Here is a 19,596-nt window from a genome sequence, read left to right as displayed (position 1 = left end):
GAATAATAAGCTGTTTTTCTGATAGTATCAGAAACCTTGCCATCTGTGAACGCTTAATATTTCGAATTCTGCAGATTAATAAGACCGCCCTGTCACAAAAAAAGCAATATCCTTCAAATTGCGCTTCGTCCGGTTGCTCGGCAGCTGGTCCAGCGCTGCAAGCGCCTTGGCAATGTAGCGGGATGCCAGCTCTTCTGCCCTGGAAATGCCTTCACCCGACAGAATCAGATCAATGGCGCGCCCCACGCCGCTCTTTCCTTCGCGGATGGATGCCAGCTCTGTAAGCAGCGCACTCCGCAGCCGCTGGTCTTCCAGGCTGTATATCACCGGCAGTGTAATATTGCCCTGCCGCATGTCGCTGCCCGGAGGTTTGCCGATTTGCTTCTCCGTCCCGGAAAGATCGAGCAGATCGTCACGGATCTGGAACGCCATACCGACGTTATATCCGTAATCATAGAGCAGCCTGGCCGTATCCGGCTCCGCATCCGCAGCCAGCGCACCGAGCTGGCAGCTGATGGCAATCAGCAGTGCCGTCTTGCGGCGGATGCGCCGCAGATAATGGCGCACGCTCTGCTCGCTGTTGAAGAAGTCACGGATCTGCTCCATCTCTCCGATAGACATTTCCACCATCGCCTTCGAGAGGATCTGGTGTATTCGCGGATTGCCCAGCTCCGAGGTCATTACCAGCGCCTTGGCATAAATATAATCCCCGGTATACATGGCGATTTTATCGCCCCATTTCGCTTTGACCGTCAGCTCTCCGCGCCGCAGCTCTGCATCGTCGATCACATCGTCGTGAACCAGCGAAGCACTGTGGATCAGCTCCAGCGGTATGGCAACACGCTTCAGCTTCTCCAGATCGTATTGTCCGAATTTGCCGCCCATCAGCACAAAAACCGGCCGCAGCCTTTTGCCGCCTGCCTTCAGCAGATGAAGGGACGTTTCTGTCAGCAAATCATCGTCCCCTTGTACGCTGCGGTAGAGCTCTTTTTCAATCTGATCCATATCCTTGTTCAGCAAGCCAAACATTTGCATTCGTTTCATTCGTTCACCCGTGTCAGCAGATTATGGCTCCACATCTCCATCTTCACTTCATGCTGCAGCAAACCCAGCTCGTAGGCGTAGCGGAAATAGAGGTTCAGCCCTTCCTGTTGCCTTTCCCCAAAGTCATAACATAAATTACGGAAGTACGTGTCCCAATAGGCTGCCGTACCCCCGATAGCTGAGCAGGCATCCCGGATAATGGGCGCCAGATTCTGCTGGCCGCGTCTCTTGCTCTCCACAAAGGCGTCGGCGATTTCAGCAACTGCCTCCGGTCTCCTTCCGGCAGCCTCCCGGTTCACGGCCCAGACGGCAAAAGTCATCCCAAATCCGGTCCATTCCTTCCACAGCTCGCCAAGATCGGTAACGATATAGCCCTGATCCTGCCACGAGGCCCGGATGGCATTGTCACCGATCAGCAGGCAGGCATCCGCCCCGGCCATCATCTTGTCCAGATCAGGAGCAGCGCTGATATATTCAGGTTTGCCGTTTACTGCTTTTGCCATCAGGATCTTCAGCAAATTGACCGATGTGGCCGAAGTATTGGTTACAGCAATCGTTCCTGAGGCGACCTGCGCCAGCGGCACACGTGAAAACATCAGAATGGACTTCACCGGGCCATCCGAGCTAACTGACAAATCCGGCAGCAGCAGCAACCGTTCGCTTGCAGCCGCATAGGCAAAAGAGGACAAGGCTCCCACATGAATACTTCCGCTGGTCATGCCTTGATTAAGAATGGCAGGCACCTCACTCACCATCTCTGCGGGAAAGCTTAAGGAAGAGGGGTGGAAATTGTGAAATACCGGCCATGAATTGGTATAGCTGATTTTACCGATAACGGTAGGTTCAGGATCATTCATCCTTCATTCCCCCCATCTGCGAAATAATGAATGCTCAAGGTTCAGGCTGTCCAGCACCTTGCCCACCATAAAGTCAATCAAGTCATCCACTGTAGCCGGGCCGTAATAAAATGCAGGCATCGCCGGAATCATTTTTACCCCTAGCCGGGACAACTTCAGCATATTTTCCAGGTGAATTGCATGAAGCGGTGTCTCCCGGGGTACAAGCACAAGCGGACGCCCTTCCTTCAGCATGACATCCGCAGCCCGGGTCATCAAGTTATCCGAGCTGCCGTGGGCCACGGCTGATAGAGTACCCATGGAGCAAGGCATAATAATCATGGCTTCGGTGCGGAAGGAGCCGCTGGCAATGGAAGCCCCGATGTCGGCAATCGGGTGATAATGCAGAGAACCGGGATAGCTCCCGAACTGTTCGTTCAGAAAGCCCTCCCGGTCCGAGGCGGCAAAGCCCAGCTCTTCCTTAAATACGCGCCAGCCGGCATTGCTTACCACGAGATGGACCGAGTGTCCCAGCGCAAGCAGCGTTCTGGCCAGCCGGACGCCATAAACGCCGCCGCTTGCTCCCGTGATGCCTACAACATAGTTTTTCGGCTTAAGCTCATTCATTTGTAGAACTGCACCACCAAGTCAATCAGAGTAAAGGAAAATACTACAATGCTCAGCACACCGTTCATGGTGAAGAATGCGGTCTGCAGCCGGCTGAGGTCGCTTGGAGAAACAATATGGTGTTCATAAAAAAGAATAATGTAGGAGATCAGCATCCCTGCCACGTACCACCAGCTAAGATCGGTAATAAACAGCAGCGACACAAAACCGATGCCCGTCAGTATGTGGAACACCTTGGCAATGGTCAGTGCACGGGCAACGCCAAAGCGGACAGGGATAGAATAGAGGCCTTCCTTCTTGTCGAATTCAACGTCCTGGCAAGAATAGATAATATCAAACCCCGCTGTCCAGAATACGATCGTGAAATAAAATACCATGGAGGTCCAGTCCACGGTTCCGGTGACGGCAACCCAGCCTCCGAGAGGGGCGAGCGCAATGGTCAGACCAAGGATCAGATGGCAGGCCCAGGTGAAACGTTTAGTGAATGAATAAAAAACAAGAAGAAAAACGGCGATCGGCAGCAGTTTGGCCGATAAAGGGTTCAGCTTGAACGCGGCCCAGAACAGCAAAAAGAAAGAGAAGGCAATAAACAGGGACACCTCTCCAACCTTGAGCAGTCCGGCTGGGATGGCTCTGCCGGCTGTACGGGGGTTTTTGGCGTCGCTGAACCGGTCAATCAGCCGGTTCAGCCCCATGGCCGCGCTGCGTGCGCCGAACATGGCTATCACAATCCAGCCGATTTGGCTCCAGGAGGGCAAAGCCCCAAACATCACGACCGACCCCAGCAAGGCGCCCATAAAAGCGAAAGGCAAAGCAAAAACGGTATGTTCAAACTTGATCATTTGCAAAAAAATGCCGATTTTCTTAAGCATTACAATTCTCCTTGAGCCCAATATGTAGTGCCGCGATGCCTCCGGTCAAGGGATAGGACTCCACTTTTTGCAGTCCGGTATCACGGAAGATCACTTCTAGTTGCTTTCTGTCCGGGAACAAGGCTAATGACTCCGGAAGCCATTTGTACTGCTCATATCTCTTCGCGAAAAGTTTGCCAAGGAGCGGCAGCACCCGCTGGAAATAAAAATAATAAATGCCTTTGAACGGCTGCTTCATCGGTTTGGACAATTCCAGGCAGACTACCATGCCTCCCGGCTTCACCACACGTTTCATTTCGTTTAATACCCGGACCGGATCAGGTACGTTGCGGAGCCCGAACCCGATTGTCGCATAATCGAAGGAGTTGTCCCCGAAAGGCAGCTCCATGGCGTTGCCCTGTACCAGGGAAATCCGGTCTTGGAGATTGCGTGCCTCCACCTTGCGCCGGCCTACCTCCAGCATCCCTGCACTGAAGTCCAGGCCCATGACACAGCCCGTCCTGCTGGCTTCAGCGAGCGCAATGCTCCAGTCACAGGTGCCGCAGCACAGATCAACCGCAGAATCGCCCCGCTTCATCCCCATCTTGCGCATAGTGAATTTGCGCCAGGCCTTATGCCTGCGGAAGCTTAAGATATCATTCATCAGATCATATTTGCCGGCAATGCTCTCAAAAACAGAATGGACAAATTGCTCCTTGGGTTTAGTGCCTTGATCACCGATTGTAGTAGTTTTCTCTATAGTCATGTCCTAACCCTCCACGGCTGCTTGTCCGGATATTTTCATATGCTGAAGGAGGCGGTCAAGCGCAGCATTCAGCTCGGCGAACAGGTTCTCCTCCTTCACACCCTGCAGCAGTCCCTGAATGGACCGGAGCGATCCATGCAGCTTGTCTGTCAGCAAAGAATCGCATTTGTATTTCATCATCAGCTTCTTCCAATCCTTGAGATCAAGCTCCTGGTCCTGAAGCAGCCGCCGCTCATCCTCAGTAGCCGACTCCAGCACTTTCCAGTAGCAATAACCTTCCATGGCATTTACCGGGTCACCTCCGCGGCGAAGCTCCAGAAGGACGGTCTCATACTGGCTGAATTCGGCCAGCAGCTTCTCCCACAGCTCGGCAAGCGGTTCCTCAATCATCGGTGTAAAAGAAAGGAACAGCCTCATATTGAGCTGTACCGTGTGACGCAAATATTGTTCAGCAGACAGGAACATGCCCTTCATCTTGCTGTACAGATGGGCCTTCATCACATTAAGATCGGCAATGGCGGTGCTTAGTATACCGACCATCTCAATCTGCTCCCGTTTGGCAAGCAAATGATAAAACCAGCTGCTGAAATAATCGCCGGCCAGAACTTTAAGCTGGCGGGAACGCATAGGATCTCCCCCCGGCTCGTCCTGGACACGGTCGATGCACTCATGGGTATCCAGCCCCAGCTGCACAAGACCGGTCACGAGTGTAAAGAGCTCGCCGCCCTTTATGCCGACCGGGGAGCCATGACTTAAAAAAATATATAACAAATGACCACGCCCGTCTGAGAACGGCGGCAATTCCGTATGCCGCTGAATCATGTCGTAGTCGGTATAAGGTTTAGCCAGTTGCGGTATGCGGTACGGTTTCATTTCAGCCTCCGGAGCCATTGACGTTATGACAATATCTTTGTTCACAATCTTGTCTATTATATCACATGTTTTTTGGTCACGCACTGTAGGCCGTTCTAGTTTCTTTTACCCAGATTAGGGATAAATGAACTGCTTCTTCCATAGCTCGCTCTCACTGATGCGCAGTCCGCTCTTCACGGATTCGGGCAGCGGGCGGCTTGGCGCCGTCAGCAGCGCATCCTGAAGCAGGGGCGACCATTCGCTGCGCCGGATATCCCCGGCAAGCAGCAGACGCCTGCTGTCCAGCCATTTGTCCTCGGCAACAATCCGCAGCAGCAGCTGGTCGACGTTAACCGTCTCCTGAAAGGCAAAGGAAATGACCCGGGCCATGTTCTGATACAGCTCCTGCGGCTCCGGATCATTGCCGGTCACCTTCAAATCCAGAGTGAGAACATTCCCCTTCCACCCGGCCCTGTCAATGGTCAGCGTAAGCGGGAGCCTCTCCAGCACATCCACAAGATTGCTGCTCTCCAGAACCACACCGCTGCCGCCTAAGGTTTCCACCACTCCATCCTGCCGGTGCAGGGAAGGCTCAAGCGCAGCCAGCTGCGGCAGAATCAGCGCGGAAGCAGCGGTAATGAGCACTGCCGTTCCAATCAGCCAGCTCCTGTTCATGACAAGCCTCCTTATCATTCATAGTTGCCGCCTCTTTGAACGAATATACGGAATACGAGACATGGCTATCCTTAGTTATATTTTGAAAAAAAGCAGGCTATGCCTGCTTTTCAGCTTTCACTTTCCAATTGTCCGTGTTTGCTCCATATTTCGGCCTTGCCGCGGATTTTCATGGCTGAGGTATGATCTGTGAATTGGGCGATGAGCACCTCGCCCTTGTCCAGCTTCTCCGTATGATGAAACCGTGTGTCCAGCCCCCGGGTAAGCCCGATGACCTGAACACCGTTCTCCTTGGCTTTGATTACGATATAGTCGCTGCCTGACGGTGCGGGATTAACGCCATTATTCTTCTCAGTCATGCCAAACCCTCCTATATATTATTGTGAGATTAAGCCAGCCCTCTCAACAACAAATGCCGCCTTGGAGGGCGGCATCATTGTTACTCAGAAAGACTATGGGATAGATATGTAGAAATCTCTATTTGATTCCGTCTTTCAGAGCTTTACCCGGTTTGAACGCCGGTACCTTGCTCGAAGGAATTTCGATTTCTTCACCAGTTTGCGGGTTGCGGCCTTTGCGTGCGGAACGTTCGCGCACTTCAAAGTTTCCGAATCCTACCAGCTGGACTTTATCTCCGTTTTGCAGAGCACCTGTGATCGCTTCGAAAACGGCATCTACCGCTTTAGTAGCATCTTTCTTGGGAAGTTCAGTTGCTTCTGTCACCACGTTGATCAAATCTGATTTATTCATGTCTTCTCACCTCCCTGGGCAAATTTCCGGTATCATACACTGTTTCCGTTTAAACGCAAAATATACGTGATAATCCCGTTTTTTACTAGATACTGGCGCCCTTCTACCTAGAAGCGCAACAAACTTATAGTAATACAGCCCATCCATAATTTCAAGGCGTTCCTCAAAAAAGGAGCAGAAAGTAGCACTTTTGGCCGAAATATGCACGATACGGGGCTCCGTTCATAGCAAAAACAGAGCGGAATTCTTCCGCTCTGCTCTCTTAATACCCCAGGCTTAGTTACAGAATGATAGCAATCAGTCCGCCGGAGCCTTCATTGATAATCCGGCCCAGCGTTTCCTGCAGCTTATAGCGGGCGTTATCCGGCATCATGGCGATTTTGCCCTGGATACCTTCCCTCACTATAGAATGCAGCGAGCGGCCAAAAATATCGGATTCCCATATCTTGATCGGATCGTTCTCGAAATCCTGCATCAAGTACCGTACCAGTTCTTCACTCTGCTTCTCTGTGCCAATGATCGGCGAGAACTCGGATTCAACATCCACCCGGATCATATGGATGGAGGGGGCAGTAGCCTTCAGCCGGACTCCAAAACGCGACCCCTGCCGGATCAGCTCCGGCTCATCCAGCGCCATTTCAGCAAGCGATGGTGCGGCTATACCGTAGCCGGTTGTTTTTACCATTTCAAGGGCTTCAGAGAAGCGGTCATATTCACGTTTGGCATGCGAGAAATCCTGCATCAGCTGCAGCAGGTGATCCTTGCCGCGGATCTCAACACCTACAATCTCCATCAGAACCTGGTCATAGAGCTCTTCCGGCGCATACAGATCGATCTCTGCCACACCCTGGCCCATATTCATGCCGCTGAGGCCGGCCCGCTCAATGAAGTCGTATTCCGTGAACTGGGACACCAGCCGGTCGACATCACGCAAACGGCGGATATCCTTCACCGTATCACGGACCGAATTCTCGTAGCTGCTGCGCAGCCAGTGGTTCTCTCCCAGCACCATCACCCAGCTCGGCAGGTTCACATTCACCTCATGAACCGGGAACTCATAGAGCACTTCACGCAGCACGCCGGTTACATCGTCCTCAGTCATGTTGGCTGCACTGAGCGTCATGACCGGAATGTCATATTTGGCGGCCAGCTCGCTGCGGAGCTGCTGCGCTTCCTCGCTGCGCGGCCGGGTCGAGTTAATCACAAGCACAAATGGCTTGCCGACCTCCTTCAGTTCCGCGATTACACGCTCTTCGGAATCCACATAAGAGTGCCGCGGAATTTCCGCGATTGTTCCGTCTGTAGTCACTACCACACCCAGCGTGGAGTGCTCTTGAATAACCTTGCGGGTGCCAATCTCCGCCGCTTCCTGGAAAGGAATCGGTTCCTCAAACCAAGGGGTTGAAATCATGCGGGGACCATTTTCGTCCTCATAGCCTTTGGCACCTTCAACCGCGTACCCCACACAGTCGACCAGCCGGACATTGACCTCCAGCCCTTCTGTCACCTTGATCTGCACCGCATTGTTCGGCACAAATTTCGGCTCTGTCGTCATGATGGTTTTACCTGCCGCGCTTTGCGGAAGCTCATCAATCGCTCTTACCCGGTCAGCCTCGCTCGTAATGTTCGGCAAGACGATCGTTTCCATGAAGCGTTTGATGAATGTTGATTTCCCTGTGCGAACCGCGCCGACGACGCCAAGATAAATGTCTCCGCCGGTACGCTCGGCAATGTCCTTGAAAATATCCACTTTTTCCAAAAGAGATCCCCTCCTCATATTACTCCGAAGAAAAAATGCCTGAAGAGCATCGACTTCGCGTTCCGCCGGCTTTTCTGACCCTTGCAGGACATCCACCGGACTTGACATTGTCCGCCAGGGAGCCTAGCTGCTGACTTCAGGGCGGAGCAATCTTTGCCCCACGCTAAACCCCGAATGCTCGGACATGCATTTGGACTAGTATCATCATATGTATCCAGAACGGATTTATGACCCGCTACCCGCGCAAATTAATAGGGAATTTCCAAAAAAACCAGCTGATGCGCGCCGCAGAGCGTCACGACGCCCGGAAGCCTTCTCAGACAATATATGAGAGTGAATAGAGGAATAGAACTACCTTTTGGTAGTGGACTGGAGTGTATCTTTATGGTTGCGGAGACTGGGGGACCGGCTGGCCATCTACCCAGTAATAAGGCAAGGATTTCACAGGCACATAATAAGAAGCCTGCTCCAGTTGGAGACGCAGATCGCGATTAGCTTCAGGGGAAACACCATTCTTGTCGATCGCGGACATAATATCAGGACTGTAATCCGCGTATACGGTGCCGTTTTTATCCATAATGAATTGCAGCGGCTGGCCGGAATATATGCTTTTTAAGGTAATGGAGCCGGTTCCCGCCTGCCGGGCATCTATTGTAAAAAGACCGGGATAAATTTCATCCGCAGCTGGAAGATTCCCTCCATGCCCGGACTTGTACCGGTTGATCTGCCGCTGGACATCATTCACCTTCTGCACAGTAACAATATCCATCAGCCGGACAGAGGGACGGGTTTCTTCATCCAGGATAAGAAAATACGCGCTGCCGCCTTTTTCAAAAGCTGCCCCCGGAATTTCATCCAGATACCCCATTTCGTGCAGCTTCCCAAGATCTATCACAAATTTCTCATATCTGGGAGTAGATTCGTCCGCATTCATAATCGGCAGCAGCCCCTCCTGCTGCTGGTATTCATCCACGGCCTCCTGTACCCGCTTTACGCTTTCCCGGTAGCTGCTGCCTGTCTGCTGCTCCTTCCCGGGGTACATGCAGCCTGAGAGAGAGGAGGCCAGGAGCAGCAATACCATAAATACAACTGCTGCACCTTTGAACTTCAGCTTCTTCATCCGCCTTCTGCCGCTCACCACGCTGAATCCCTCCACTTCGTAAAGTTGTTGCCTACAGAACTACCATAGCTCATCTTCATCGCCGCGCCGTGCCGCTTCAAGCCTGCGCCGCACGGCTGCTTTTAGAGGGTCTTCCGGAGTATGTACGGTCACATTGCTCCATACGGCGGCCTGGCAAGCCAAACGGAACCCTTCATCCAGGAGACTGCCCAGTTTGTACCGTTCCGCATCGCCCGGCGGCCGTAGACCCGCAGCAGACTGATCCTCAACCTTCACCTTACACATCAGACATGCAGCCTTTCCGCCGCAGCGGGTGGTTAGGACAACCCCTGCTTTGCGGGCTGCCTCAAGCAGCAGGGTCCCATGCATAACTTCGGCTGTACGTCCTTCCGGCTGAAAAGTGACAACCCATCCCTTTTGCCGTTTCATGATGCAGCTTCCTTTCTTCACATTCCGTTATGTTTCAATTAATGGGCGGACTCCAAGCAGTTGATTCAGTTTCATCTGGAAGGACAGATCCAATCCGTTATCCAGAATCAGGCTTTGCAGCAACGGCAGGTGGGCGGACAGATCTTGTCTCAGGTATGCTGCGATGCTTGCACAGCGTTCAGCCCTGCCGCGCAGGATGTTGAATATCAGCTCATGTGACGCAGGCATCAGCCGCAGCAGGCCAATTCCTGTAAAATCCTGCACAGGTGCATAAGCCAGCAGCCGCTGGATGTTCACTGAGTACTGCCAGGAGCCATGTCCAATCTCAAATCCGCCTATCAATTCAATACTGGTATTCCCCAGGGAATAACAGCTGCGCAGCGAAAAACAGCCTCCGCTGTAATCTTCCTCCGGCCCGCTTACGGTATACCCGCTAAGCACGTCATGGAGGCGCCTGGCATCCTTAATATCCGCATACAGGTCAATGTCATGTGGAGCAGCGTCCAGCGTCACCCCATGAAGCAGCAGCCCGCAGCTCCCTCCCAGCATCCATGCCGGCGGCTGCTCCAGCCATGGCAAGCTTAACTTTTCCGTCAATTCCCCAAGTACAGTAACAAGTGGTTCCGGTACCCCGGCTAAAACCATACCCCACACACTCCATTCCTGAAAAAGTCCAGCGCTTCTTCCAGAAATACTTCTGACTGAATGAATGTAAATGCTTACATAATCGAAGCAGCTCCGCCTAGCAAGCCGATTAGCATAATCACAAAAGCGATCACAGACAAAATGCCCCTTAACAGGCCTTTGGTTTTACTGCGGGCAAAGGTAATCAGAAACACGGATAGTCCCATAATCAGGATTGCGACCAGGGATAACCACATCTTTGTCATCGGGTCCATGCGCTGCGCCCCCTATTCGGCTAATTTCGGATTGCGAATATTATAACATGAAACTCTATCCATTTCTGCAAGTTGAAATGTTTGGAACCCACCGCAAGTGGATACGGCTACGCCGTCCTTTTACAGGACGGTAGCGTTTCAGCGAGAAATATAAGGAACATTTATTGCGTGAAGCATATAAATTATATTTAAAAAAAGAGCAGCAATCCGGAATCTGGGTGGATTCCGGATTGCTGCTCTTTACTTCGTGAAGCCCTGACTTATTTTTTCATCATCATTTTCATTAAAGACTCCATTGTGCCTGAATTTGCGCCGCCTTTTTTGACTGCGTTAATAATTTCCTGCACAGTAGCTTCACTAACCGGCACCTTAGCCATTGCTGACACCTGCTTGATCAACTGGCGGAGCTGGGCTTCATTCTGCGTTGTACCCGGCTTGACCGTACTGGCCAGCTTTTTGACGGCGCCTTCCGTAATGTTCTTGCCCGCCTTTTTGTTAATGGCGTTCAATGCATCCTTGGAAAAATCTCTGCTCACTTATCATCCCTCCTCCGTCAATCCCCATTACAACATATGAGAATTTCCGGCAAAAGGTGAACGTTTATCAGGAATGCCATTGCTCCCAGGTCTCCTGGGAAATGGCCTCCATCTCCGTCTTGCGGTCCCGTCCCATTAAGGCCTCTACCGCACTGCGCGGAGTTCTGCCCTGGAACAGCACATGATAAATTTGATCAGTGATTGGCATCTGCACATTAAGATTAAGCGAAATCGCATAGGCGGCTTTCGTAGTCCGGATGCCTTCAACCACCATTCCCATCGACTCCAGCACCTCAGCCAAAGGTTTGCCCTGGCCCAGCATCGAGCCAGCCCGCCAGTTGCGGCTGTGCTTGCTGGTTGCCGTGACCACCAGGTCCCCCAGTCCGGCAAGGCCGGAGAAGGTAAGCGGATTGGCGCCAAGCTCCACGCCAACGCGTGAAATTTCGGCAAGCCCGCGGGTAAGCAGCGCTGCCTTGGCATTATCTCCGAAACCCAGGCCATCCGACAGCCCGGCACCCAATGCAATGATATTCTTGAGCGCTCCGGCGAGCTCCACGCCCACCTGGTCGCGGTTCGTATATACGCGGAAATCATTGTTGATGAACAGCTCCTGCGCAGCGGCTGCGCGCTGTTCATCTGCCGAAGCCACCACCACTGTGGTCGGACATAGACGGACTACTTCTTCCGCATGGCTTGGTCCGGACAGCACCACAATTTCCCCTTCGGTGCAGCCCAGCTCCTCAGAAATAACGGTCGACATCCGTTTCATCGTTTCGGTCTCAAACCCCTTGGTGGCATGAATGCAGAGCATCCCTTCCTTCCAATAAGGCTTCAAAGCACCGGCAACCTGCCGCATGGCAGAGGAAGGCGCAACAATAACAACTGCCTTGGAATCCTTGACGGCAGTCTCTATATCTGTAGTTGCAATAATATTCGACGGCAGCGTTATGCCGGGCAGGAAATGCTGATTCGTATGGGAGCTGTTGATTTCGGCCGCTTGTTCGGGTTTCCGTGTCCACAGATAAACTTCCGAGTGGTTAGCCGCCAGCACAGATGCCAGCGCAGTTCCCCAACTGCCCGCGACCAGCACGGTTACTTTATCAGACAACGCGGTTCCCCTCCTTGACTTTGGAGCCGATTTTATTCTCCCGCCCCTGGCTGATCTTCACGATATTGCTCCGGTGCCGCCAGAAAGCGAAGACGGCAATAATTAGACTGCCCCACAACTCTGGAGCAGTAAACCCGGTGAAAATTAAAAACACCGGAGTCAGCGCGACGAACAGCAGTGAGCCTAGGGATACATACTTTGTGATGACAATTGACGCGATGGCAATAATGCCGGCGATCAGCGCAGGCCAAAACGCAAGCGTAGCCATAACGCCAATAGTGGTTGCGATCCCTTTTCCGCCGCGAAAGTGGAAGTAGAGCGGCCAATTGTGCCCAATAATAGCGGCAATCCCGCAGGCAACAGCAACCCACGTTCCCCAGCCGCCGGCCCAGGTACCGAGCCACACCGCAGCAATTCCCTTCAGCACGTCCAGAACCAGCACCAGAATCGCCGGGCCTTTCCCCATGACACGCAGGGTGTTGGTAGCTCCCGCATTTCCGCTTCCATACTGCCGGATATCAACACCCTTGAGCATCCGTACCAGCAGTACACTGAAGCTGACGGAACCAAGCAGATAGCTTACAACGATAACCAGAAGTTCAAACGCCACAGTCTTCTCCCCTAACCTTCGTTCTCGGATTTGCGCCGCGTAAAGAGACGGATCGGTGTACCTTCAAAATTGAACGCTGCGCGGATCTTGTTCTCCAGATACCGTTCATAGGAGAAGTGCATCAGCGAAGGATCATTGACAAACACCACAATCGTCGGCGGTTTCACGGCTACCTGTGTCACGTAGTTGATGCGCAGGCGCCGGCCTTTATCCGTTGGCGGAGGATTGATGGCGACAGCATCGGAGACCACATCATTCACCAGATGCGTCGTAATCCGCAGTGCATGCTGCTGGGCTACATGCTGAACTACCGGCAGCAGCTTCTGCAGACGCTGCTTAGTGAGCGCAGACAAGAAGACGACCGGTGCATAGGTCATAAACAGAAAGTGGTCGCGGATCGTGTTCTCGAAGTTCTGCATAGTCTTGTCATCCTTCTCGACAACATCCCATTTGTTGACCACAAATATGGAAGCCTTGCCCGCATCGTGGGCATAGCCGGCGATATGCTTGTCCTGGTCGATAATGCCTTCCTCGCCGTTGATGACGACGAGCACAACATCGGCTCTCTCAATCGCACGCATCGCCCGCATTACGCTGTATTTCTCTGTAGTCTCATATACCTTGCCGCGTTTGCGCATACCGGCAGTATCGATCAGCACATATCTCTGCCCATCCCGTTCAAAAGGCGTATCAATAGCGTCCCGGGTAGTACCGGCGACATCACTGACAATTACACGTTCCTCGCCCAAAATGGCATTGACCAGGGAGGATTTGCCTACATTCGGACGGCCGATCAAAGCCACGCGAATGACATCTTCATCATATTCCTCTTCCACAGGCTCCGGCAGACGCTCGGTAACCGCATCCAGCAGATCGCCAATCCCTGTGCCATGGCTGCCGGATATCCCGATAGGATCGCCAATGCCAAGGCTGTAGAATTCATAAATATCCTCTGTACGCTTCATGTTGTCGACTTTATTGATCGCAAGAACAATCGGCTTGCCTGAGCGGAACAGAATTTGCGCTACCTCTTCATCCGCATTGGTCAGCCCGCTTTTGGCCTCGCACATAAAGACGATGACATCCGCTTCTTCAATCGCCAGCTCCGCCTGGACGCGGATGGACTTCAGAATAGCATCTTCACCGTCAATTTCAATGCCTCCGGTATCGATGACACTGAAGGATTTGCCGTTCCAATCGGAAACGCCGTAAATCCGGTCACGTGTTATCCCCGGTTTATCTTCTACGATGGCCAATCTATCGCCAATCAGCCTGTTAAATATCGTCGATTTACCGACGTTAGGCCTTCCGACGATGGCCACAACGGGTCTTGCCATATTCATTCCTCCTGTCTTCCTTACGCTACTCATCATAGCAAAAAACCATTCAATTGGCTAACACCCTTACGCTTGGTCCATCCCGCTGTTCCCGCCCGGAGCGGGTCCGTAAAATACAATCGGCGAACCCCCGTATCGAGGGTTCGCCGATTACTATACCCGTATATGAGCGGAAATACTAAGGGATTAGTTATTGCCCTTGAATTTGTCCAGCTTGTCGCCGAAACGTTCAGCCAGCGTAAAGCTGAGTCCTTCATTGCTGAGCGACACGTTAGGGTTGTTCAGCACTTCTTTTGGTGCTCTGTCTCTGTTGTTGCTGCGTTCTGGTCTAGCTGCTTGTGCAGGAGCTTCTTCGGTTTCCTTGATGCTCAAGCTTACGCGCTTCTCGGATGGATTGAAGTCCAGAACCTTAACCTGTACCTCTTGTCCTTCTTTCAGCACTTCATGCGGAGTTCCGATGTGCTTGTGGGAGATCTGTGAGATGTGCACAAGGCCTTCTACACCCGGAAGCAGTTCAACGAATGCGCCGAAGTTCACGAGGCGTTTAACTTCGCCTGTTACTACATCGCCAATGTTGATTTTGCCTGCAGCAGAATCCCAAGGACCTGGAGCGGCAGCTTTGATGCTGAGGCTGATTTTGCCTTTTTCAGGGTCAACCTTAAGTACTTTAACCTTAACCTTTTCGCCTTCAGAAACCACATCAGAAGGTTTCTCTACATGATTCCAAGCGATTTCGGATACGTGAACCAGACCGTCTACGCCGCCTACATCAACAAATGCGCCGAATTGAGTCAGGCGTTGCACAGTACCTTCAATGATCTGTCCTTCGGACAGCTCGGACATAATCTTCTGCTTGTTGGCTTCGAATTCTTCTTCCAGGACTTCTTTGGCAGAAAGAATAACCTTGCTGTTCTCGCGGTCCAATTCTTTCACTTTCACACGAAGTGTGCGGCCTTTATAGTCGCTGAAATCTTCTACGAAATGACGTTCAACCATGGAAGCTGGAATAAATCCGCGCGCGCCAACATCAGCCACGAGGCCGCCTTTGACCACATCAGCCACAGTGACTTCGAACGCTTCCTGTGAAGCAAAATATTTCTCGAGATCTTCCCATGATTTTTCGCTGTCGACTGCACGTTTGGAAAGCACGAGGCTTTCTTTGTTGTCGTTGATGCTGACAACCTTGCATTCCACTTCTTGTCCAACTTCAACAGCTGCAGCAGCGTTGTCCAGTTGTACGGAAGACAATTCGCGAATCGGAATCACGCCGTCGTATTTATATCCAATGCTTACATAAGCTTGGTTATCTTCGATTTTGACGATTGTTCCTTTCACGGTATCGCCTTTTTTCAGAGAAATGATTTCCAAACCTTCTTGGCTAGTCACTTCTTCTTCGTTGCCAGCAACTGCTTCTGTAGCACCGTTAGCCTCTTCAGCTGCGGTTTCCACAGTTTCGGTTGCTTCTACGGCTTCGTTGTTGTCCACGTTTGCCGCAGTTTCCTGATTTCTAGTTTCTTCAGACATGTGATTACCCTCCTCGATTCAAAACCCCATTTATTTAAACCCGCGTAGAGCAGAGTTCAAAACAAGCAATGCATGATGCACTTACACTTTCAGGTTAGTATGTTCCAAAAAATAGCGGTTATGCCGTTATTCTAATCAGCAGAATATCCGCTTGCCTGCCACTGCTTAGTTCACAGTAGGCTTTCCGGTCTGCGCCATCTCACGAATGCGTCCCATAATGACATCGGTGACTTCTTCCAGAGATTCGCTGCCTGCACCTGCGAATGAACTGAGATCTATGGGCGCCCCATAAATGACAGTTATCCGGCGAAAAGGCTTATAAGACCCGACAATAGCGGCAGGAACAACTGCTGCGCCGCTGCGAAGCGCAAAACTTGCTGCGCCCTTCTTCGCCGCACCGGAGTCTGAGTTTCGTGTTCCTTCCGGGAAGATGCCCATAACATGTCCGCTGCGAAGCGTATTAAGGGCCGTTTTGATGGATTCTTTGCTGACGCCGCCGCGCTTGACCGGAAAAGCACCCAGCTTGTCGATAAGCCAGCCCAATACCGGAACCTTGAACAGCTCCGCCTTGGCCATGTACTTCACCTGGCGTCTCAGCTTGATTCCGATGGTCATCGGATCGAGCAGACTGATGTGGTTGGCGCACAGCAGCACTCCGCCTTCCTCCGGCACATTCTCTTTCCCTATAATCTTAAGCGGAAACAAAATGGCGTAAATGAAGCGAAGCAATCCACGGCATATCACATAAATCATAAATGCTTTCTCTCCCCGTCTACATAAGATCTGCAGTGGGAGACGATCGCTTCCACGGCTTGATGGATATCCATATGCGTCGTATCCAAAAGAATAGCATCCTCTGCACGGCGCAGCGGTGAAATCTCCCGTCCTTCATCCAGACGGTCCCGCATCGCGATATCATGTTCAAGCTGCTGGAGCGTCACTGTTTCCGCATCTTTCAGTTCCTTGTAACGGCGAAGAGCCCGTTCTTCCACACTCGCCGTCATGAAAATCTTCACTTCGGCATCCGGCAGTACGGTTGTTCCGATATCGCGGCCGTCCATCACCACTCCCTTGCGAAGCGCCATCTGGCGCTGCAAATGGCTCAGCCTGGATCTTACACCCTCGATCTTCGAATACTGCGACACCAGGCCGCTGACCTGAAGACTGCGGATATGCGGAGTCACGTCTTCCCCATTAATCAGCACTTTCTGCACATCCTGCTCCGGGATCAGTTCGATCACCATGTCGCGGACCCTTAGATCCACCTGCTGATCATCTTCTGCCGGAATGCCTTCACGGATCATATACCAGGTAATCGCCCGGTACATAGCACCCGTATCAACATAAATGTAGGACAGCTTCCGGGCTACCAATCGGGCTACTGTGCTCTTGCCTGCCCCGGCAGGTCCGTCGATAGCGACGTTAATTCTGTCGTAAGTATGTGCACCCTGCCTATCCAACGGGGCATTCCTCCTCAAACACTCTTTCAGTTAGAAAAAAATTTGCTGTTATTATCAAGAAAAAAGCAGGCATTGCCTGCGACTTATAAAATTATACCACAGTTTATAACTCAGTGCAAAATGGCACAGAAGGTTTTATGCAGAAAAAAGGGTCTGTTTAAGCCTTTTTTTGTCCCCGCTCACCGGTTGCGGAAATCGAACTGGCGCTCAAAACAGAACCGGATAATTTTTTGCCGCTCCGAATCAGTAATGGCTGCGAATTTCAGCATCACCAGATTGCGGCCGGTTTCCAAAGTCTTAATCCTGACGATCTCACCTTCGAAGTTCACATGCTCCGTAATGCCGTTCCGGTAGGGAATCATGAGCCAGCAGAAAAGCTTCCCACCCACCTCAAGCTGTACCTTAGCGTCGCTCAGAAATGAAGTTCCGCCGCCGCCGATATCTTCAGTACGCACCAGAAAACGGCTGCCTAGGGCATCTTTTACCGCCAATTCAAGCTCGGCATTCACCCGGAAGAAGCTGCGGCGCTGAATTTTGAAGATGGAATCCGGCGCTGGTTTTCTTATTTTGACCATACGGATCACATCTTCTTTGAAGCCAACGACATGTGTATTAAAATAATTTTTGATGCCGCCCTCTGTGAGGAAATAGACAGAGAGCTCGTCCCCGATAAACAGCTTTTTCAGCTTCCCGTTTTTCTCCTGCATCGGGATTTCAATCAGAAACGCCTCTTCTTCCATTTCTGCAATTCTCGATCTATATTCCACTTCTGCCTCAGCAGCATCGCTTGAAGCAACCTGTATATATAGATATTCGTTGATTTTGGGATACAAGCCTGTCACCGCCACCTGATTAAGTTATTAATTCTAAAGCTGATTATAGCATGGAGGTTAATGGCCTGGTGAGAAATATTATTCCGGCTGTGAATCAAACCAAAAAGGCGCACTCCGTAACGGGATTGCACCTTCATGATTGAACATCATATTTTACAGAAATACTTATTTATCCTGTGCCCCTGAGGATGTTCTGATCTCTTCCACCGCTTCCTCATGGCCGTCTGCCGCATTTAAGTAAATCCGGTACTGCGAGCCGTTGATTCTGCCGCCGAACTCATAGGTCAGCACCTCTTCGGCATCTTCATTTTCAATCAAAGCCAGCCTGTTGTACATCTCTTTGAATTCCGGATGCAGCATTTTCCGGGCAGCGGCCAGCGTCATCCCCGGTTTGGGAATCTGCCGCTTCTCCTGCCGTTCACGGACATAATCGCTTGCCTGAAAACCCGTGGCATCCCCGGTATCCAATCCAACGCGGACCGTCATCTTCTCCGGATAGATCAGTACACCGTCGCGGCTGGTTACAAAGGTCAGGTTCCCCAAATTATCGTATCTGTCTGCGCTGACAGCTGTCATGTCCGGGTACCCTTTTTGCTCCAGGAACGCCCCCGCCTTGGCAACAGCCTGCTTCATCGAGACTTGAGCCGGACCGACGCTCCGGTTGTCGTTATAGGAGATCAGCAGTCCACCCTCCACAGTAAAATCCATACTGATCGGCTGCTGTTGATTCTGGCTTGTAACCGTAGCGGTATAGGAGGCCCATTCGGTTCCCTTGCCGTTCTCCTTAACTTCTACATTCGCATTACTGCCGATATCGGCAAATTTGAGCGCTTTGCGTTTCACATCTTCGGCTGTAACCGGCTTGCCTCCCAGCTTCTTCACGGAGCGTTTATCATAAATGCTGGCTACAGAAGGCCCATAATCCAGTTCAGGATAAGCGGCTACCCGTTTGTCCACCGTTTTGAAGCCGTCGATAATCGTGTTGTCTTCCGCCTTGTTCTCTGTTGCCAGTGCAGATTCTACGTCCATCCAGCGAAGCCTGTTCGTGATGACTTTGTTCTGTACCTCCTGCAGATCCTTGGAGATTTCACCCGAGTTCTTATAGAGCGCTTTTAAATTGCCTATTTCATTGTCAGTGAGCGGTTTCTTGGTGAAGTCGCGCACAGCAGCCTTGTAGGAGAAGTTGGATATTTTTGATAAAAACTCCTCCGTTTGACTGAATGGCAGCAGGGTTAGCGGCAGCTGATTGATCTCATTTTGCGCTTCACTGGTCAGCCGCCAGACATTCACAAGCCCTTTGCGGTGCATATCACTTGAAGTACTGTTAACAGCCAGGGTATTTCCAAGCTCCCCATGCAGCTGCTCCACATGATAGGAGAGGTCATGAAAAGCCCGCTGATACTGGTTCTCCGCTTTGATCAGAATCGAGTTTTTTTCCTGGTTCTCCTGGTACCCCCACACAAGCGCTCCAACCAGCAAGAGCGCGGTAATCGGGAACATTAAGGCACTTAATCTTTTGTACATAGGACCGCAAGACTCCCTTCAATAGCTTATTGCCGTTAGTTTGACAATAACTGAGA

Annotated in this window: 23 protein-coding genes; all 23 read right to left on the bottom strand. The window is 51.7% G+C overall.

Annotated features, from left to right (window positions below; genetic code table 11):
• Positions 1 to 75 precede the first annotated feature (75 nt).
• A complete protein-coding gene (locus BLQ82_RS17845; protein WP_062519766.1) occupies positions 76 to 1,044 on the bottom strand; it encodes a polyprenyl synthetase family protein in 969 nt (322 codons plus the stop codon).
• Positions 1,041 to 1,901, bottom strand: coding sequence for a menaquinone biosynthesis protein (locus BLQ82_RS17840; RefSeq protein ID WP_074648348.1), 861 nt, complete (start codon positions 1,899 to 1,901; stop codon positions 1,041 to 1,043). The genes BLQ82_RS17845 and BLQ82_RS17840 overlap by 4 nt, the downstream gene beginning before the upstream one ends.
• Positions 1,902 to 1,904: 3 nt before the next feature.
• The gene (locus BLQ82_RS17835; RefSeq protein ID WP_062519772.1) at positions 1,905 to 2,507 is read right to left on the bottom strand and encodes a UbiX family flavin prenyltransferase; all 603 of its coding nucleotides are present in this window, start codon (positions 2,505 to 2,507) and stop codon (positions 1,905 to 1,907) included.
• Positions 2,504 to 3,379, bottom strand: coding sequence for a UbiA-like polyprenyltransferase (locus BLQ82_RS17830; RefSeq protein ID WP_062519774.1), 876 nt, complete (start codon positions 3,377 to 3,379; stop codon positions 2,504 to 2,506). The genes BLQ82_RS17835 and BLQ82_RS17830 overlap by 4 nt, the downstream gene beginning before the upstream one ends.
• Positions 3,372 to 4,124, bottom strand: a complete 753-nt coding sequence (locus tag BLQ82_RS17825) for a demethylmenaquinone methyltransferase (RefSeq protein WP_062519776.1) — start codon at positions 4,122 to 4,124, stop codon at positions 3,372 to 3,374. The genes BLQ82_RS17830 and BLQ82_RS17825 overlap by 8 nt, the downstream gene beginning before the upstream one ends.
• A 3-nt stretch (positions 4,125 to 4,127) precedes the next feature.
• Positions 4,128 to 4,997, bottom strand: coding sequence for a heptaprenyl diphosphate synthase component 1 (locus BLQ82_RS17820; protein ID WP_062519778.1), 870 nt, complete (start codon positions 4,995 to 4,997; stop codon positions 4,128 to 4,130).
• Positions 4,998 to 5,111: 114 nt separating this feature from the next.
• Positions 5,112 to 5,651 carry a hypothetical protein gene (locus BLQ82_RS17815; protein ID WP_062519780.1) on the bottom strand — a complete coding sequence of 180 codons (540 nt, stop codon included), beginning with the start codon at positions 5,649 to 5,651 and terminating at the stop codon, positions 5,112 to 5,114.
• Between the two features lie 110 nt (positions 5,652 to 5,761).
• Entirely contained in the window at positions 5,762 to 6,010 is a 249-nt protein-coding gene (mtrB, locus tag BLQ82_RS17810; RefSeq protein ID WP_062519782.1) for a trp RNA-binding attenuation protein MtrB, read from the bottom strand.
• A 118-nt stretch (positions 6,011 to 6,128) separates the two neighbouring features.
• Entirely contained in the window at positions 6,129 to 6,401 is a 273-nt protein-coding gene (locus tag BLQ82_RS17805) for an HU family DNA-binding protein (protein ID WP_020427702.1), read from the bottom strand.
• A 280-nt stretch (positions 6,402 to 6,681) separates the two neighbouring features.
• The gene (gene spoIVA / locus BLQ82_RS17800) at positions 6,682 to 8,160 is read right to left on the bottom strand and encodes a stage IV sporulation protein A (protein WP_060861756.1); all 1,479 of its coding nucleotides are present in this window, start codon (positions 8,158 to 8,160) and stop codon (positions 6,682 to 6,684) included.
• 382 nt (positions 8,161 to 8,542) lie between these two features.
• The gene (locus BLQ82_RS17795; RefSeq protein WP_244280857.1) at positions 8,543 to 9,298 is read right to left on the bottom strand and encodes a DUF3939 domain-containing protein; all 756 of its coding nucleotides are present in this window, start codon (positions 9,296 to 9,298) and stop codon (positions 8,543 to 8,545) included.
• A 42-nt stretch (positions 9,299 to 9,340) separates the two neighbouring features.
• Positions 9,341 to 9,709 (bottom strand): 2Fe-2S iron-sulfur cluster-binding protein, encoded by a 369-nt coding sequence (locus BLQ82_RS17790; RefSeq protein WP_062519784.1) that lies wholly within the window; start codon positions 9,707 to 9,709, stop codon positions 9,341 to 9,343.
• A gap of 27 nt (positions 9,710 to 9,736) precedes the next feature.
• The gene (locus BLQ82_RS17785) at positions 9,737 to 10,354 is read right to left on the bottom strand and encodes a nucleotidyltransferase family protein (protein WP_062519787.1); all 618 of its coding nucleotides are present in this window, start codon (positions 10,352 to 10,354) and stop codon (positions 9,737 to 9,739) included.
• 74 nt (positions 10,355 to 10,428) lie between these two features.
• Positions 10,429 to 10,608 carry a DUF2768 family protein gene (locus tag BLQ82_RS17780; RefSeq protein ID WP_025709313.1) on the bottom strand — a complete coding sequence of 60 codons (180 nt, stop codon included), beginning with the start codon at positions 10,606 to 10,608 and terminating at the stop codon, positions 10,429 to 10,431.
• A 260-nt stretch (positions 10,609 to 10,868) separates the two neighbouring features.
• Entirely contained in the window at positions 10,869 to 11,144 is a 276-nt protein-coding gene (locus BLQ82_RS17775; protein WP_062519059.1) for a stage VI sporulation protein F, read from the bottom strand.
• A 67-nt stretch (positions 11,145 to 11,211) separates the two neighbouring features.
• Positions 11,212 to 12,252 carry an NAD(P)H-dependent glycerol-3-phosphate dehydrogenase gene (locus BLQ82_RS17770; RefSeq protein ID WP_062519057.1) on the bottom strand — a complete coding sequence of 347 codons (1,041 nt, stop codon included), beginning with the start codon at positions 12,250 to 12,252 and terminating at the stop codon, positions 11,212 to 11,214.
• A complete protein-coding gene (gene plsY, locus BLQ82_RS17765) occupies positions 12,245 to 12,862 on the bottom strand; it encodes a glycerol-3-phosphate 1-O-acyltransferase PlsY (RefSeq protein ID WP_062519055.1) in 618 nt (205 codons plus the stop codon). The genes BLQ82_RS17770 and plsY overlap by 8 nt, the downstream gene beginning before the upstream one ends.
• Positions 12,863 to 12,873: 11 nt before the next feature.
• Complete coding sequence (gene der, locus BLQ82_RS17760) at positions 12,874 to 14,199, bottom strand: ribosome biogenesis GTPase Der (protein WP_062519054.1); 1,326 nt, start codon at positions 14,197 to 14,199, stop codon at positions 12,874 to 12,876.
• A gap of 186 nt (positions 14,200 to 14,385) precedes the next feature.
• Complete coding sequence (rpsA, locus tag BLQ82_RS17755) at positions 14,386 to 15,723, bottom strand: 30S ribosomal protein S1 (protein WP_244280856.1); 1,338 nt, start codon at positions 15,721 to 15,723, stop codon at positions 14,386 to 14,388.
• 165 nt (positions 15,724 to 15,888) lie between these two features.
• The gene (locus tag BLQ82_RS17750; RefSeq protein WP_062519052.1) at positions 15,889 to 16,476 is read right to left on the bottom strand and encodes a lysophospholipid acyltransferase family protein; all 588 of its coding nucleotides are present in this window, start codon (positions 16,474 to 16,476) and stop codon (positions 15,889 to 15,891) included.
• Positions 16,473 to 17,183 carry a (d)CMP kinase gene (gene cmk / locus BLQ82_RS17745; protein ID WP_062519050.1) on the bottom strand — a complete coding sequence of 237 codons (711 nt, stop codon included), beginning with the start codon at positions 17,181 to 17,183 and terminating at the stop codon, positions 16,473 to 16,475. The genes BLQ82_RS17750 and cmk overlap by 4 nt, the downstream gene beginning before the upstream one ends.
• Positions 17,184 to 17,362: 179 nt before the next feature.
• Positions 17,363 to 18,016, bottom strand: coding sequence for a flagellar brake protein (locus tag BLQ82_RS17740; RefSeq protein ID WP_082722504.1), 654 nt, complete (start codon positions 18,014 to 18,016; stop codon positions 17,363 to 17,365).
• Between the two features lie 165 nt (positions 18,017 to 18,181).
• Entirely contained in the window at positions 18,182 to 19,540 is a 1,359-nt protein-coding gene (ypeB, locus tag BLQ82_RS17735; protein ID WP_062519046.1) for a germination protein YpeB, read from the bottom strand.
• Positions 19,541 to 19,596: the final 56 nt, after the last annotated feature.

It is taken from the genome of Paenibacillus jilunlii, assembly GCF_900102965.1.
Classification (GTDB): domain Bacteria; phylum Bacillota; class Bacilli; order Paenibacillales; family Paenibacillaceae; genus Paenibacillus_AQ; species Paenibacillus_AQ jilunlii.
This window is presented reverse-complemented; position numbering and strand designations above follow the sequence as displayed.

Excerpts from the sequence above, each read along its gene's own strand:
- mtrB (WP_062519782.1), bottom strand. The coding sequence starts at position 6,010 with ATGACTGAGAAGAATAATGGCGTTAATCCCGCACCGTCAGGCAGCGAC.
- BLQ82_RS17790 (WP_062519784.1), bottom strand. The coding sequence starts at position 9,709 with ATGAAACGGCAAAAGGGATGGGTTGTCACTTTTCAGCCGGAAGGACGT.
- ypeB (WP_062519046.1), bottom strand. The coding sequence starts at position 19,540 with ATGTACAAAAGATTAAGTGCCTTAATGTTCCCGATTACCGCGCTCTTG.
- BLQ82_RS17830 (WP_062519774.1), bottom strand. The coding sequence starts at position 3,379 with ATGCTTAAGAAAATCGGCATTTTTTTGCAAATGATCAAGTTTGAACAT.
- BLQ82_RS17785 (WP_062519787.1), bottom strand. The coding sequence starts at position 10,354 with ATGGTTTTAGCCGGGGTACCGGAACCACTTGTTACTGTACTTGGGGAA.
- BLQ82_RS17750 (WP_062519052.1), bottom strand. The coding sequence starts at position 16,476 with ATGATTTATGTGATATGCCGTGGATTGCTTCGCTTCATTTACGCCATT.
- BLQ82_RS17840 (WP_074648348.1), bottom strand. The coding sequence starts at position 1,901 with ATGAATGATCCTGAACCTACCGTTATCGGTAAAATCAGCTATACCAAT.
- rpsA (WP_244280856.1), bottom strand. The coding sequence starts at position 15,723 with ATGTCTGAAGAAACTAGAAATCAGGAAACTGCGGCAAACGTGGACAAC.
- BLQ82_RS17780 (WP_025709313.1), bottom strand. The coding sequence starts at position 10,608 with ATGGACCCGATGACAAAGATGTGGTTATCCCTGGTCGCAATCCTGATT.
- BLQ82_RS17835 (WP_062519772.1), bottom strand. The coding sequence starts at position 2,507 with ATGAATGAGCTTAAGCCGAAAAACTATGTTGTAGGCATCACGGGAGCA.
- BLQ82_RS17805 (WP_020427702.1), bottom strand. The coding sequence starts at position 6,401 with ATGAATAAATCAGATTTGATCAACGTGGTGACAGAAGCAACTGAACTT.
- BLQ82_RS17845 (WP_062519766.1), bottom strand. The coding sequence starts at position 1,044 with ATGAAACGAATGCAAATGTTTGGCTTGCTGAACAAGGATATGGATCAG.
- BLQ82_RS17815 (WP_062519780.1), bottom strand. The coding sequence starts at position 5,651 with ATGAACAGGAGCTGGCTGATTGGAACGGCAGTGCTCATTACCGCTGCT.
- BLQ82_RS17825 (WP_062519776.1), bottom strand. The coding sequence starts at position 4,124 with ATGACTATAGAGAAAACTACTACAATCGGTGATCAAGGCACTAAACCC.
- der (WP_062519054.1), bottom strand. The coding sequence starts at position 14,199 with ATGGCAAGACCCGTTGTGGCCATCGTCGGAAGGCCTAACGTCGGTAAA.
- BLQ82_RS17820 (WP_062519778.1), bottom strand. The coding sequence starts at position 4,997 with ATGAAACCGTACCGCATACCGCAACTGGCTAAACCTTATACCGACTAC.